This window comes from Enterobacter ludwigii (assembly GCA_023023105.1).
GTDB classification, from domain to species: domain Bacteria; phylum Pseudomonadota; class Gammaproteobacteria; order Enterobacterales; family Enterobacteriaceae; genus Enterobacter; species Enterobacter adelaidei.
On the sequence record CP083825.1, the window covers coordinates 117,404 to 131,857 of the forward strand.

General features: G+C 56.9%; 15 protein-coding genes and 1 pseudogene. 11 read left to right on the forward strand and 5 right to left on the reverse strand.

The annotated features are described in order from the left end of the window. Positions 1-50 precede the first annotated feature (50 nt). The 8 genes from yfdX2 (at position 51) to LCD46_23355 (ending at position 7,626) form a co-directional block, all read left to right on the forward strand. Positions 51-938, forward strand: a complete 888-nt coding sequence (gene yfdX2, locus LCD46_23320) for a heat resistance protein YfdX2 (protein ID UOY73076.1) — start codon at positions 51-53, stop codon at positions 936-938. A gap of 89 nt (positions 939-1,027) precedes the next feature. Next, a complete protein-coding gene (gene hdeD-GI / locus LCD46_23325) occupies positions 1,028-1,639 on the forward strand; it encodes a heat resistance membrane protein HdeD-GI (protein ID UOY73077.1) in 612 nt (203 codons plus the stop codon). A gap of 79 nt (positions 1,640-1,718) precedes the next feature. Beyond that, positions 1,719-2,864, forward strand: coding sequence for a hypothetical protein (locus tag LCD46_23330; GenBank protein UOY73078.1), 1,146 nt, complete (start codon positions 1,719-1,721; stop codon positions 2,862-2,864). Next, entirely contained in the window at positions 2,854-3,294 is a 441-nt protein-coding gene (gene trx-GI / locus LCD46_23335; protein ID UOY73079.1) for a heat resistance system thioredoxin Trx-GI, read from the forward strand. The genes LCD46_23330 and trx-GI overlap by 11 nt, the downstream gene beginning before the upstream one ends. Before the next feature lie 3 nt (positions 3,295-3,297). Next, positions 3,298-5,007, forward strand: coding sequence for a heat resistance system K+/H+ antiporter KefB-GI (gene kefB-GI, locus LCD46_23340; GenBank protein ID UOY73080.1), 1,710 nt, complete (start codon positions 3,298-3,300; stop codon positions 5,005-5,007). A gap of 2 nt (positions 5,008-5,009) precedes the next feature. Further along, the gene (gene psiE-GI / locus LCD46_23345) at positions 5,010-5,507 is read left to right on the forward strand and encodes a heat resistance protein PsiE-GI (GenBank protein ID UOY73081.1); all 498 of its coding nucleotides are present in this window, start codon (positions 5,010-5,012) and stop codon (positions 5,505-5,507) included. After that, positions 5,485-6,450 carry a zinc metalloprotease HtpX gene (locus tag LCD46_23350; protein UOY73082.1) on the forward strand — a complete coding sequence of 322 codons (966 nt, stop codon included), beginning with the start codon at positions 5,485-5,487 and terminating at the stop codon, positions 6,448-6,450. The genes psiE-GI and LCD46_23350 overlap by 23 nt, the downstream gene beginning before the upstream one ends. A gap of 24 nt (positions 6,451-6,474) precedes the next feature. After that, a complete protein-coding gene (locus tag LCD46_23355; protein UOY73083.1) occupies positions 6,475-7,626 on the forward strand; it encodes a trypsin-like peptidase domain-containing protein in 1,152 nt (383 codons plus the stop codon). Between the two features lie 224 nt (positions 7,627-7,850). Here the strand turns inward: LCD46_23355 and LCD46_23360 are convergent, their stop codons facing one another. Beyond that, positions 7,851-8,831 (reverse strand): IS5 family transposase, encoded by a 981-nt coding sequence (locus LCD46_23360; GenBank protein ID UOY73084.1) that lies wholly within the window; start codon positions 8,829-8,831, stop codon positions 7,851-7,853. Positions 8,832-8,870: 39 nt separating this feature from the next. Then, entirely contained in the window at positions 8,871-9,176 is a 306-nt protein-coding gene (locus tag LCD46_23365; GenBank protein ID UOY73085.1) for an antibiotic biosynthesis monooxygenase, read from the reverse strand. Positions 9,177-9,301: 125 nt separating this feature from the next. On the opposite strand from LCD46_23365, the gene LCD46_23370 reads away from it, so the two are divergent. After that, complete coding sequence (locus LCD46_23370; protein ID UOY73086.1) at positions 9,302-10,288, forward strand: helix-turn-helix domain-containing protein; 987 nt, start codon at positions 9,302-9,304, stop codon at positions 10,286-10,288. Between the two features lie 78 nt (positions 10,289-10,366). Here LCD46_23370 and LCD46_23375 read toward each other — a convergent pair. Further along, a pseudogene (locus LCD46_23375) lies at positions 10,367-10,531 on the reverse strand (family 1 glycosylhydrolase). 68 nt (positions 10,532-10,599) lie between these two features. On the opposite strand from LCD46_23375, the gene LCD46_23380 reads away from it, so the two are divergent. After that, complete coding sequence (locus LCD46_23380; GenBank protein ID UOY73087.1) at positions 10,600-12,087, forward strand: IS3 family transposase; 1,488 nt, start codon at positions 10,600-10,602, stop codon at positions 12,085-12,087. Between the two features lie 33 nt (positions 12,088-12,120). Further along, positions 12,121-12,818 (forward strand): IS1 family transposase gene (locus tag LCD46_23385; protein UOY73088.1). Its coding sequence is split into 2 segments (ribosomal slippage): positions 12,121-12,370 and positions 12,370-12,818, totalling 699 coding nucleotides; the frame shifts between segments, so codons are not numbered across the junction. A gap of 244 nt (positions 12,819-13,062) precedes the next feature. Here the strand turns inward: LCD46_23385 and LCD46_23390 are convergent. Both LCD46_23390 and LCD46_23395 read right to left on the reverse strand, forming a co-directional pair. Continuing rightward, entirely contained in the window at positions 13,063-13,548 is a 486-nt protein-coding gene (locus tag LCD46_23390; GenBank protein ID UOY73089.1) for a GNAT family N-acetyltransferase, read from the reverse strand. Next, positions 13,536-13,802, reverse strand: coding sequence for a DUF1778 domain-containing protein (locus tag LCD46_23395; protein UOY73090.1), 267 nt, complete (start codon positions 13,800-13,802; stop codon positions 13,536-13,538). The genes LCD46_23390 and LCD46_23395 overlap by 13 nt, the downstream gene beginning before the upstream one ends. Positions 13,803-14,454 lie beyond the last annotated feature (652 nt).

Genomic DNA, 14,454 nt, shown 5'->3' on the forward strand with positions numbered 1-14,454 from the left:
AGCCCCAATAGATTCGCCTATTTTCACTATCTCATACGAGGCATATCACCATGAATGAGCAAACACCGAATCCCAATGCGACGAACGAAGGAAAAAACGAACAGGCCGCGGTAAGCAGCCTTCCTGTCAGTCCAGAGTCCAAGCCTGAAGTCGTCACGGAGGTACAGCCTGAGGTTCAGAAAGAAACGGACTCGCAGGCGGCAGACAAACGTAAACAAGTCCTCGATGAGGCAGTCTCGGCCTTGTCGCTGACCAAATCAGCGCTGGCCGCACTTGACGGCAAGGACACTGCACGCGCATTGGCAACGCTGGCCGAAGTGACGGGAAAGCTGGAGCTGATCGTCGCGCGCGAACCCACGCTCGCCCTGGCCGGCGTTGATGTGCGCACCATCGTGCACGACTTGTTCGCCAACACGGAAACCATTGAGGCGATGACCGACGAGGCGCTGGATGCCCTCAAACATGGCGAGGTGCAACAGGCTCGCCACGTGCTGGCTTTGCTGGCCAGTGAAATCGTGATCACGGTCACCAACATCCCTTTGGCGTCCTATCCCGCAGCCGTGAAGGCAGTCGTGCCGCTGATCGATCAGGGCAAGATCGAAGAAGCCAAAGCCGCGCTGCAGTCAGCGCTCAGCACGCTGGTCGAGGAGCGCAGCGTGCTTCCGCTGCCCGTCCTGCGTGCGAAGCTGCTCCTGAAGCGCGCCGAGCCCCTGGTAGAAGATGGTCAGCGCAGCGAAGCATCCAATGAGCGCCTGGAGACATTGTTGAACGAAGCCCGGCAGCAGTTGGAAATGGCAGAACTGCTGGGCTATGGAAAAAGGAAGGACTTTGAGCCCCTGTACGCTGAACTCAAGAAAATCAAGGAAAAGACGGGAGGGGGAGGCTGCGGAAAAGGCTGGCTCGATGAAGTCAAGGCAAAACTGTCCAGGTTGTTCTGAAACCGCTGGAGAGGGGGCGCATAGCGCCCCCTCTCTTGTCCCATGAGTGTTTGATTTTTTATTTTGTATAGATCTTTAGGAGATATTGCATGAACACAGACACCATCGCCAATTCCAATGCGGATGACCCCACCAAAGCACTGTGTTCGCTGAGCCAAAATTGGTGGCTTTTTGTGCTGCGCGGTGTCTTGGCATTGATTTTTGCAGCCCTCGCGTTCTGGATGCCACAATCGGCTCTGTTGGCCATGACCATCATGTTCGGCGCATTTTCCTTGGTCAATGGCGCGTTCAACTTGTTTGCAGCGGTGCGCCATATCCAGAAAAAAGAGCGCTGGGGCTGGCTGCTGTTCAGCGGCATTGTCGGCATACTTATGGGCGTCGTCGTCCTGGTTGCTCCTTGGGTCGCCACGATAGTCTTGGCTTCTTTTTTATGGGCTAGCGTGGGCTTCTGGGCGATTTTCACCGGTGTGCTGGAGATATCCGCCGCCGTTCGGCTGCGTCGGGAAATCAAGGGTGAAATCTGGCTTGCCCTCAGTGGACTGCTCTCGATTATCCTTGGTGCTATCGTCTTGTGGATATTTTTTACCCGTCCGGTCGAGTCATTCGTGGCCGCAGGCTGGCTGTTGGGTTTCCATGCGGCAGTCTATGGCGTCACGCTTTTGTTCTTGAGTTGGAGTCTTCGCAAAACGCGCCTGGGGTAAGAGCGTGCCAAACCAAAATCTATGGATATGAGCATCCTCGATTCATGCCTCCATAGAAATGACATCGAAGGAGTCATACATGCAGATACAATATAGCTATCGAGCTATCGACAAAGAGTTTCATGAACCTTGGCAGAGAGCTTTGGGAAATGTGATCGAGCACGCCCTCAAGCCATTGCTCGACAAACACACTAAAGATTCAGCGCGACTTCAAATCGTCCTTGATCGCGACAAGATCAAGCGGCAATTTTTGGCCAGTGGCTATATGCACCTGCCCGGCAAAAAGATTGTCAGCGTTACTGCATCACATGACGAGCTGACGCCCCTCGCGCAGATGCTCGCACAGTCGTTGTTCCGTCAGGCCAAGAAGCATTTTGACCGACTGCATGCTCAGGATCAAATCAAGCGCAAAGCACGACGCGAGCGCTTGCGCGAGCTCAAGGTGCGGATTGCCGCAAAACCCGCATCAGCCGCCCATGAGGCCGAGGTGACCCGAATGCCTCTACTGTCGAAACTTGAGGCTGTCGCAAGGCGTGAGCTGGCTTATCTGCGGGCTGTCGGCGATTTACCGCGCGATTATCCGACGCTGCGCGACGTGGTGGATGAAGCGATTGTCCGAGCTAAGGTGGAATGGCAATCCGTGCCGGGGGAAAAAGAGGCTTACACCGGTCTTTTGAAGCATCTGTTCGCCGTCCTGGATAACGAAGTGGCAAGCAGCCGGCAATTTGGCGAATTCGTTTCTCTGGACGCGCCGGTCGAACCGGATGCCCAAGACGTGGCCGAGGCCATGGTGGAAGAGGAAATCTTCGAATTTTATCAGCACGATGACACACTCAAGCTGGCCGATATTTTCGCTGGCAGTCAGCATCCCGATGTCGCAACGATCGCGGAACAGGAGGAGCTGATTGATCGGTCGAGCGAGTTCGCTTTTGCATTTGACCTGCTGAAGGACATGCCGCGTTTGTGGCGGCGCATTTTTCTGCTTATCCGTGTGGACGGGCTGAATGCCAGCAGCGTCTCTGAAATCCTGCTGATTCCTAGTAAGGAAGATGCTGTCCGAAGGTGGCTCATGCAGGCCGAAGCATTCATCGCTGCTCATCTGGAAGAGGCCGGAGTAAGCAAAAACGGGAACGATTGGCTCCAAGGCGTTGATTGGTCGGCATTGTCTGTGACCCGAAGCGAGGCAGCCTCACTGTGGTCCAAGGAGGCGAACCATGAAGAATGATCTTCACCTCGTCTGCCCGCATTGCCAGTCCATCAACCGCGTACCGACTGCGAAGCTATCGGAACATCCCAACTGTGGCCGCTGCCAGCAGCCCTTGTTCACGGGCGAGCCCATCGAGTCGACCACGGCGACGTTCTCGCGCCACGTGGAGCGCAGCGATCTGCCGCTGCTGGTCGATTTCTGGGCGCCATGGTGCGGGCCGTGCAAGATGATGGCGCCACAGTTCCAGCAATCGGCGCACCAGCTCGAACCGAGGAACCGGCTGGCGAAGGTGAATACCGAGGCTGAGCCCCACCTGGCCGCGCAGTTCGGTATCCGCAGCATCCCGACGCTCGCCCTGTTCCAGGGTGGGCGGGAGATCGCCCGTCAGGCCGGCGTGATGGGCGCGCAGGACATCGTGCGCTGGACGTCGACGCAAGTGGGACGCTGACCGATGCAGGGCTTGCTCGGCACTACGCTAATCCTGCTGGCGGCTTGCAGCCTAGCGGCGATGGCGACGGCGGCGTTCAGAGTGCCCGCCTTGCTGGGGTATCTCTCTGTCGGCGTTGTACTGGGCCCCTCAGTCATCGGCGTGATCGCGCCGGGGGAGACGCTGAGCTTTCTGTCCGAGCTGGGCGTGGCGCTGCTGTTGTCCATGGTCGGACTGGAATTCTCCCTCGGAGACTTCTGGCTCGCCCGCAGGACGGTGCTGATGGCGGGCGCTCTGCAGATGATCGCCGTGGCCCCGCCGCTGATCCTGCTATTGATGTGGCTGGGGCAGCCCGGCCAGAGCGCCGCGCTGCTCGGCACTGCGGCGGCCATGTCGTCCACGGCGCTGGTCAGCCGACAACTGGCCGACCAAGGCGAGCTCACCACCCGCCACGGACGCAGTGCCATCGCCGTGCTGGTCTTTCAGGACCTGGCCAGCGTGCCCCTGCTGGCCTTGCTGGCGATCTGGGCGCGCGGCGAGTCGCCGAAGATCGAGCATGTGCTGCTCGAAGTATTCGGTGTGCTGCTGCTGTTCGCGGCAGCGGCCCTCGTCTCGCGCCGTCTGTTGCATGGCCTGCTGGGCTGGGTGGCGCGGCGGGGCCACGAGGAATCGTTCGTGCTCGTCTCCTTGTGCGTGGTGGTGGCTGCCGCCGCTGCTGCGCACGCGGTCGGCGTATCCGCCGCCCTGGGGGCCTTCCTCGCCGGGATGGTGCTGGGCGAGAGCGACTTCCGGCACCACATGGAAAGCCACCTCAGGCCGTTTCGCGATGTGTTGTCGGGCGTGTTCTTCGTGACCATCGGCCTGCAACTGGACGCAGCACAGATTCTTTCGGCACCGCTGGCGGTGCTGGCGTGGCTGGTGGTGCTGGTACCGGTCAAGATCCTGCTCAATACGCTGGCCTTGCGGGCGACGCGCCTGTCCGCCCTCGATGCCTGGCGCACGGGCATAGCGTTGGGGCACGGCGGCGAGTTCGCCCTGCTGTTGTTGGGCACGGTCTTGCAGCAGCATCTGATCCCCGCGACCGTCGTCCAACCCATGCTGGTCGCGCTGGTGCTCAGCATGGCCCTGGCACCGCTACTGATCCGCCATCACGATGTACTTGCCCGGTTCTTGAGCCGCACCGGCGGCGTCATTCAGCCACCCCAGGCTGAAGAAGTCGAGATCGCCGCGCAGACGACGCGATATCGAGACCATGTCATCGTTTGCGGCGCGGGCGAGCTTGGCCTGACAGTCAGCGAGATTCTTCGCCACGCCGGCGTGGCGCATCTGCTGCTGGAGGCGGACGCGCAGAAGGTAGAGGCCGCGCGTGCCGCCGGCGCGCCGGTGTTCCATGGCGATGCCAGTCGGCCCGATACCTTGCTGGCTGCCGGCTTGACGCATGCGCACTTGGTGGTGCTAACGTTCGCCCATGCCCAGCAAGCGTTGCGCATCGCCCAGGCGATTGCCGAGCGCCGTCCGGCGCTGACCTTGTGGGTGTCATGCAGAAGTACGACCGCGGCCGATGCATTTCGCGCCATGCCTAACGTGCGCGTGTATCAGCAATCCTTTGCCGCAGCTATTGGGCTGGCGGAACAGGTGATGTCGACGCTTGGCATGTCGACCGAGTTGATTGAAGGACACATCAGCGCAATGCGCCGCCGTCTCGACAGCAGCCGTTTTCCAGGGAGTTCATAGTCATGAAATCAAAACGCCTTAACCCATTTCAGGTCTTGCGTGACCAATTGGCCATCATGAGTTTTTACGAGCGCTTCGAGCAGGTCGTCGCGCTCGTGCTGTCGGCGGTGATCGCCGTCATCATCGTGGTGTCGCTGTTCCAGCTCATCTCCATCGTCTTCACGCTGCTGGTTCTCGATGCCTTCAATCCCCTGGACCACAAGGTATTCCAGAGCGTGTTCGGCATGATCATGACGCTCTTGATCGCGATGGAGTTCAAGCATTCCATCGTGCGCGTGGCGCTGCGTCGGGACAGCATCATCCAGGTCAAGACGGTGGTCCTGATCGCGGTGATCGCACTCTCCCGCAAGTTCGTGATCCTCGACTCCGACGCGAGTCCCGCAAAGATAGCCGCGCTGGCAGGCGCCACGCTGGCTCTGGGTGCGACCTACTGGCTGCTGCGCAAGCGCGGCGACCGCGCCGCCGAGACCTCTGAGCATGACCCGTCATCATCCGAGTGATCCGCGCCCTGCGCTCTTGCAACACCGCTGGCTCAACCGCCTGCAGACCGGGCTGTTGGTCCTGACCCTGGTCGGGATCGCAGCCGCAGCAGGGAGACTGCCATTTGGGGAAGGCTGCCTGTGGCTCGCGCTGTTTGCCGTTGCAGGTGCGTTGCTGCTGGAACCGGTAGCCGCGTCGGCGCTGAGCTTGCGCCTGTACCGCGTACGGGCCTTGCACCCGCAACAAGCCCACGAGATGTGGGCCCTGTTGCGCGAGCTGTCCGCCCGTGCCGGTTTGCCCGCCACGCCGGTGCCGCACTATGTGCCCAGTGCCGTCGTCAACGCCTTCGCCACCGGATCGAAGCAGGAGGCATCGATCGCCCTCACCGATGGCCTGCTGCGCAGCCTGAGCCCACGCGAGCTGGCGGGTGTGCTCGTGCACGAGGTCGCGCACATCGCTAATGAGGATCTGCGTGTCATGGGGCTGGCGGATTCCAACAGTCGCCTCACGAGCCTACTGGCCCTGATGGGGCAGATCGCGATCCTGCTCAGCCTGCCCGCGCAGCTGGTTGGCGCGGCGGAGGTCTATTGGCCTGGTCTATTGTTACTGGCCGCATCGCCCCAGCTGGCCCTGCTCGCACAGCTCGGCTTGTCTCGCGTGCGTGAGTTCGACGCTGACCGCCTTGCGGCGGAACTGACTGGCGACCCGCAGGGGCTGGCGTCCGCGCTGGCGAAAATCGAGCGGGTCAGCCGCTCCTGGCGTGCCTGGCTATGGCCGGGATGGGGCAATCCCGAGCCCTCCTGCTTGCGCACGCGTCCGGCAACGCAAGAGCGCATCGCACGCCTGCTGACGTTGGCGCCTGGTCCAGCATCAGCGTTGCCACTCCGCGCGCCCCATTTTTTGCCGGAATCCGCTTTGGCGACGCGCCCACCGCGCTGGCGCCTGAGCGGGCTGTGGCGCTGATTGCCCATCAACAGGAGACGTCTCATGGCCTATCTCGACCCGTACCAACGCCCCGCGCCGGACCGCTTCGTCCGGCGCGGGCTCTTCATCACCGCCTGCATTGCCGCGCTCATGCTGCTGTGGCAGTTTCTGCCCGCCATCGAGGCATGGTTCAGTCCGCGCGAGGCAGCAGAACGCACCGTGATGGCGCGTGGCGATCTGGCGGCGGACGAGAAAACCACCATCGAACTGTTCGAAAAATCGCGCGCCTCGGTGGTCTACATCACCACCGCGCAATTAGTACGCGATGTCTGGACGCGCAACGTGTTCTCCGTGCCGCGCGGCACTGGCTCGGGCTTCATCTGGGACGACGCCGGCCACGTCGTCACCAACTTCCACGTCATCCAGGGCGCGTCCGAAGCCACCGTCAAACTGGCCGACGGCCGCGACTACCAGGCCGCGCTGGTGGGGACGAGCCCCGCGCACGACATCGCCGTGCTCAAGATCGGCGTCGGTTTCAAGCGCCCGCCGGCCGTGCCGGTCGGCACCAGTGCCGACCTCAAGGTGGGTCAGAAGGTGTTCGCTATCGGCAACCCCTTCGGCCTGGACTGGACGCTCACCACTGGTATCGTCTCCGCGCTCGACCGCTCGTTGCCGGGAGAAGCGGGCGGCCCGGCCATCGATCACCTGATCCAGACCGACGCCGCCATCAACCCCGGCAATTCCGGTGGCCCGCTGCTCGATTCGGCTGGGCGGCTGATCGGAATCAATACCGCCATCTACAGTCCGTCTGGCGCCTCGGCCGGCATAGGCTTTGCGGTGCCGGTCGATACCGTCATGCGCGTGGTGCCGCAACTCATAAAGACCGGCAAGTACATCCGTCCGGCGCTGGGCATCGAGGTGGATGAGCAGCTCAACGCGCGTCTGCAGGCGCTGACCGGCAGTAAGGGCGTATTCGTATTGCGCGTGACGCCGGGCTCGGCGGCGCACAGGGCCGGGCTCGTCGGCGTCGAGGTCACCGCAGGCGGCATCGTGCCCGGCGATCGCGTTATCAGCATCGACGGTATCGCCGTTGACGACGTCACCACATTACAGGCCCGGCTAGACGACAAGAACGTTGGAGATGTTGTGGTCTTGTTAGTGGAGCGGGCCGGCAAGACTCGCGAGATGCTTGTGGAACTACAACCGGGAGTTTGATGGAAAGTGGGTCATGGATCTGCACAGCGAAGCAGCCAAGTGACTTCAGCCTTGCGCCGAACTACGAGCCCTAGCTAGGGATGGTCTGAAGTAGCCCTGTATTTCCGGCTGACTTCAGCCACTGCTGATTTTGAAAGCGGTGAACCGATCAAAAACGATCGGATCACTCGCTCATTTCGGTGCTTTCAGCCGTCGCGAGCACCTTGCGACGGCCATTTTCCGCATTACAGGCGCACCTTTCCTGCGCTTGCCAGCAATTGTCGGCGGGCCATCCATAGGCTCGACAGGGCAAACAGCGTCACCAGTTGTGCAGTGTTCTTCACCAGCCCTCGGAAACGTACCTTGGTGTAGCCGAACTGCCGCTTGATCACGCGAAACGGGGGCTCTACCTTCGCTCGCACTTGCGCCTTGGCCTTCTCGATCTTGCGCTTGGCTTTGTACAGGGCGCTGCGTTTATCGAGCATCTTGTAGGTGCTGCGGCGTGCTGCGACCTGCCAGATCACTTCTCGGTCGGCATGCTCGGAGCGCTTTTCGACGCCTGTGTAGCCGTCATCGGCGCAGACGACGTTCTCGTCGCCGTGCAGCAGTTTGTCGACCTGGGTGACATCCGCCACGGTGGCTGCCGTGCCCACCACGCTGTGTACCAGCCCCGATTCATCATCAACGCCGATGTGCGCCTTCATGCCAAAGTAATACTGGTTCCCCTTCTTGGTCTGGTGCATTTCCGGGTCGCGCTTGCCGTCCTGGTTCTTGGTTGAACTGGGCGCGTGGATCAGCGTGGCATCGACGATAGTGCCCTGGCGCAGCGACAGACCGCGATCCCCCAGGTAGCCATTGTTCACGCAGAGGATGCCGGCTGCCAGCTCATGTTTCTCCAGCAGACGACGGAAGTTGAGGATGGTGGTTTCGTCAGGAATACGCTCCAGGCTCAGTCCGGCGAACTGACGTAGGATGGTCGTCTCGTACAGCGCTTCTTCCATGGCCGGATCGCTGTAGCCGAACCAGTTCTGCATCAGATGGATACGCAGCATCGCCATCAAGGGATACGCCGGGCGACCACCTTCGCCTTTCGGATAATGCGGTTCGATCAGGGCAATCAGCCCTTTCCACGGCACCACCTGATCCATCTCGATCAGGAACAGTTCCTTGCGGGTCTGCTTGCCCTTGCCGGCATACTCGGCGTCGGCGAAGGTCATCTGCTTCATGGAAGAACTCGAGTGGCGGGGTCAGTCCAACGTACCGAATTAAATACCTTTTGCCGCAATCAAAACCGCAGGATGAATGTGTGGCTCTTCTGCCAGCAGAGCGGGTACGGTAGCGAATATTTGTTTAGCTGCTTCACCGGACATATGGAGTTCCCTTGAGTCTGTACTACTGAACAGATCTACAAGGAAAACCGTTTCAGGACTCGTTTCTGAGCGGATCACCAGCCAGTGAGTGGTGCCCTCTTCTGCATTAACATGAGGCAAAGCAGCGGCTATGCGCTCTGCTACTTCAGCGCCTTTTCCTTCTCTCGCTTTAAATGAAATCAGTCCTGCTGTTGTACTCATTGTTTCTTTCTCCTGTTGTAATAATCATGGCTTTCTTACGAGAATTATTGTATCAGGGTTAGGCAACATGGCACTGTGGCGAATCTGCCATTAAACCGGCTTTTTCGGCCAATTACAGGACTGAGATGAAAAAGATAGTCATTATTGCTTCCCCGGGATGCCTTGCTTCAGGCTATACCGGGCTGGCTGATATGTTCTCTCTTGCCGGAAGAGCCATATCAGCTGCTCGCAAGGAGCCGTCACCCTTTGATATCATGACAGCAAGTCCGGACGGGCAGCCAGTGACCGACGGAAGCGGGCGGTTACTGACCGCCGATGCGGCACTGGCAGATATCAATTCATGCGATGCGGTTCTGATCCCCGGGTTTGTACCCGATGCATCAAACACGCCGCCACAGCTCGGTAAACTGGGCAGCATAGCGTCATGGATACGGCAACAGTACGTGCATGGCGCCCTGGCTTGTGGCTCGTGCAGCGGAGTGTTTATGCTGGGCGAGGCGGGGCTGCTCAACGGCAGAAAATGTACGACAACCTGGTGGCTGTACGATGAGCTCAAGCGCCGTTACCCCCAGGCAAACGCCATCTGGGGCAATGCTCTGACTGAGGATAACCGTATAGTTACGGCTGGTGGGCCGCTTTCATGGATTGATGTGGCCTTACACGTTGTGCGTCAGCTTGAGGGGACGGAGGCTGCGCGTATTGCAGCAGAATTTGCTGTAGTGGATACAACGCCTCCCGCAAGGGCTGTTTATATGCCCACCGCGCACCTCAGCCGGCCGGACAGTATTCTGCCCGGTGCAGAATTTTTTATAAGGCAGGAAGCATCAACGCTGCTTACCACAAGAGAGCTGTGCCGGCGCCTTGCCATTTCGGAGCGAACCTTTCACAGGCGTATAAAGGCGGAAACAGGCGAGTCACCGAAACAGTTTATCGACAGGATCAGGTGTGAAATGGCAAGGCTGGCACTTGAAACATCTGCTAAAACCATAAAGCAGATCGCAGCTGATGCAGGTTACGCGGATGAAGGCAGTTTCAGGAGGGTCTTCAGCCGGATGACCGGCATGAATCCGGCATTATACCGCCGTTGGGTGAAAGACCGTACCCGGGAATAATGCACAGTAGGGCCGGGAGGTATCCGCGCGGAATTATGAGACGCCCTGACAGCACAGTGCTGCCAGGGGTGTGCTGTGTTAACTACTGAGGTCTTTTCCGTTCGTGGCGATGACTTTTTTATACCAGTGGAAGCTTTTCTTACGGGAGCGTTTTAGTGTTCCGTTCCCCATATCATCCGGGTCAACATATATAAATCCGTACCGTTTGGACATCTGAGACGTGCTTGCGCTGATCATGTCTATAGGTGTAGCGACCTGCATTTGAAATAGGGGAAGTGCGGACAAATTCCTGGACCTTCAGGAGTTAATTTATGCATTCATACGAGGACCGGATTCGGGCCGTCGAACTCTATTACCGGTACGGAAAGAAAGCCTCCGTTGTCGTCATGGAGCTGGGATATCCTTCCACAAAACAGCTGGGCCGTTGGGTTCGGATTTATGAAGAGAAGGGCGATTTACCCAGGGAATTAAAACCAAGAGAACGCTATTCACGTACACAGAAAATTGCTGCTGTTGAGCATTATCTTACTCACGGTGGTTGCCTGTCGTACACTCGCCGAGCCATCGGCTACCCCAGTAACGAAATTCTAAAGCGCTGGATTGAAGAGTTTTACCCAAATGCGCGTCCCCTGGTCATTCGCTCAGGCACAAGCAAATGCTTCAGCCCGGAAGAGAGGTCTCAGGCCGTCCGGGAGCTCTGTAACCGACGTGGAACCGTGCGTAAAGTTGCACAAAGCATAGGCGTCAGCGTCCCGGTCCTGTACAAATGGAAGAAAGACCTTATCAGTGACGAGGCTTATCAATCCATGCGCAAACGAAAGGCAGCCCCTCAGGATAAAAATCAGGATACTTTACTCGGTGAAATCCAGCGTCTCAGGAAGCAGGTTCATCAGCTGCAGCTCGAACGTGACATACTGACAAAGGCGAATGAACTGATAAAAAAAGATCTGGGCATCAGCTTTCTGAAACTGAAAAATAGGGAGAAAACCCTGATAGTTGATGCCCTTAAGAAAAAGTACCCCGTTGCTGAGTTGCTAAGCGTTCTGCAACTTGCCCGCAGCTGTTATTTTTACCACAAAGCCAGCAAACGTCTGTACGATAAGTATGCGGAAATACGCGTGATCATGGCCGATATCTTTGAGGAGAATTACCGCTGTTACGGCTACCGGCGCCTTCACGCGATGCTTCGCAGTAACAACAGGGTTATTTCTGAAAAGGTTGTCCGCAGACTGATGGCAGAAGAGCAGCTCGTTGTTAAGCGCACCAGGCGACGACGATATAACTCTTACTGTGGCGAAATCGGTCCGGCACCGGAAAATTTACTCGCCCGGGATTTTAGTTCCTGCAGGCCAAATGAGAAGTGGCTGACCGATATTACGGAGTTCCAGCTTCCGGCTGGAAAAGTCTATCTGTCGCCGGTTATCGACTGCTTTGATGGCCAGGTTGTAAGCTGGTCGATAGGAACACGCCCGGACGCGACGCTGGTGAATACGATGCTCGATGACGCACTCGATACGCTCAACGAACATGATAAACCGGTGATACACAGCGATCGTGGTGGCCATTACCGGTGGCCGGGCTGGCTCGAGCGTATCAACACCTCCGGACTTATAAGGTCCATGTCGCGCAAAGGATGCTCGTCGGATAATGCTGCGTGTGAAGGCTTCTTCGGGCGTATCAAAAACGAAATGTTCTATGGCAGAGACTGGGCGGGTATCAGGCTGGAAAAATTTATCTGCTTCCTGGACAGGTACATACGCTGGTATAACGAGAAACGGGTAATGGTGCCAACTTACTGATTTAGTGTATGATGGTGTTTTTGAGGTGCTCCCGTGGCTTCCATCTCCATCAGTTGTCCCTCCTGCTCGGCTACTGAAGGCGTGGTGCGTAACGGTAAAAGTACTGCCGGACATCAGCGCTATCTCTGCTCTCACTGCCGTAAAACATGGCAGCTACAGTTCACTTACACCGCCTCTCAGCCCGGTACACACCAGAAAATTATTGATATGGCCATGAATGGCGTCGGATGTCGCGCCAGTGCACGCATTATGGGCGTTGGCCTCAACACGATTTTACGACACTTAAAAAACTCAGGCCGCAGTCGGTAACCTCGCGCATACAACCGGGCAGTGATGTGATTGTCTGCGCGGAAATGGACGAACAGTGGGGTTACGTCGGCGCTAAATCACGCCAGCGCTGGTTGTTTTACGCGTATGACAGGATACGGAGGACGGTTGTGGCGCACGTATTCGGTGAACGCACGTTGGCCACGCTGGAGCGTCTTCTGAGCCTGCTGTCGGCCTTTGAGGTCGTGGTATGGATGACGGATGGCTGGCCGCTGTATGAATCACGCCTGAAGGGAGAACTGCACGTTATCAGCAAGCGATATACGCAGCGCATTGAGCGGCATAACCTGAATCTGAGGCAGCATCTGGCAAGGCTGGGCAGGAAGTCACTGTCGTTCTCAAAATCGGTGGAGCTGCATGACAAAGTCATCGGGCATTATCTGAACATAAAACACTATCAGTAAGTTGGAGTCATTACCCGAGAAACGTATCAAGCTATCATTAGGTGCAATGAGTCCTGTGAAGTACCGGCAGCATCTTGGGATCACAACATAACAGTCCAGGAAAACATCCGCAGCCCCCTAATAGACATTAGCATTGAGCCCCTACAATACAGGTGCGCATAACAAAGATTATGTTAAATTCAATGGTAAAATCATTATAAATCAATATCTTAAATATCGAACAAGCCCCTTTCTTCCTCAAACCTCACTGTGGTAACTTTAAAAACAATGTCCGTTCCTGAGTTTGTGATGCCTTAAAGCCATGGTGAAGATAAAAGTTTTTGGCTTCTTCAGTCAGTGCATGAACCATAATCGCACGGACTCCAATATTCTCAGCTACACGGTAACAGCGCAGAACTGCATCATGCAGTAAATCGGCCCCGAGCCCTTGGCCACGGTATGAAACATCAACTGCCAGGCGAGCAAGTATGATTACGGGAATTGGATCTGGCATATTGCGCCTGAGGCTTCCCATTGCTTCCACGTGGTTAACGCTGCCGGTGGCCAGAGAGTAAAAACCGACAACCTGTTTAGTGTCTCTTTTACAAACGACGAACGTTCGTGCTGCACCAAGAGCTTGGTTTTTTAATCCCCTCTGTTTAAGCCAGTCATCAAGTACTGCCTCACCACTGACGAACTCTGCTAGTTGATGGGAGCTGGATAATGGTTCTGGTGCTGTTACACGTCCCACTGAGGTTTCCTTGCCAGAAGTTTATCAATAGCCGCCTCATCCGAAACCGGTGCATCGAGCATATCGATAAACTCTGCATACTGCTCATCGTTAAAATTAAATACGCGACGATCGAGGATCACATTCTCCGCAGCCTGACATGCCATTTCCAGGATGAAGTCCGTGCGTGATTTATGGAGAATCTCTGCTGCAGCATCAATAAGTGCTCTTTGAGATTCTTTAGCTCTAAGGTTGAGCTGAACATCTGATTTCATGAGTGCGCTCCTTGTATAGCGATTGCTTTACAAGCATATCATATGGATTCTGTATAGCAAAAGCTATACGGTTTTTTAAGTGCAGTGAACATACGAAAGAGTCAACTTGCAACTATTAGGTAAAGCTCTTCCTCTAAATTATTTTCCTTGCTCTGGCCTACCAAATCAAACCCAACGCCCTGAATTTACTGCGTGCGATGCTTGCTAGCAGTCTCATCCGGACAATTAGCATGAAAACTATGGATTGTTATCTGGTCTAACATCTGGAAAAGTTACTGATGAGAAGGTAGTATTCGGATCGTCAGCGATCGTCTTGTGGTGGGACAGATTGTTGATTCAGATTACTTTTGTGTCCTAACTCAAACTGACGGTTTGACTGCTTTGTGGTGAGGCAGGCGGGTGGCAAAAGATGGTTTTACGGAAGAAATGCGGACTTCCGGAAACAGACAGGGACAGGACGTGTCCAGTAAAACGTTCAGGAGCAGGTAACGGGATTTCCCGGAGCCTGAATGCACAAACCCCCCGACATCTGTCATCATCTTGGCGGAAGACACAGATATCAGGGGGTCCAAAAGCAGGCGCGTGGCCTGTGAAGGATTATAACGCATGCACCACATAACACAACACCCGGCCGCCATAAGAACAGGCCGCC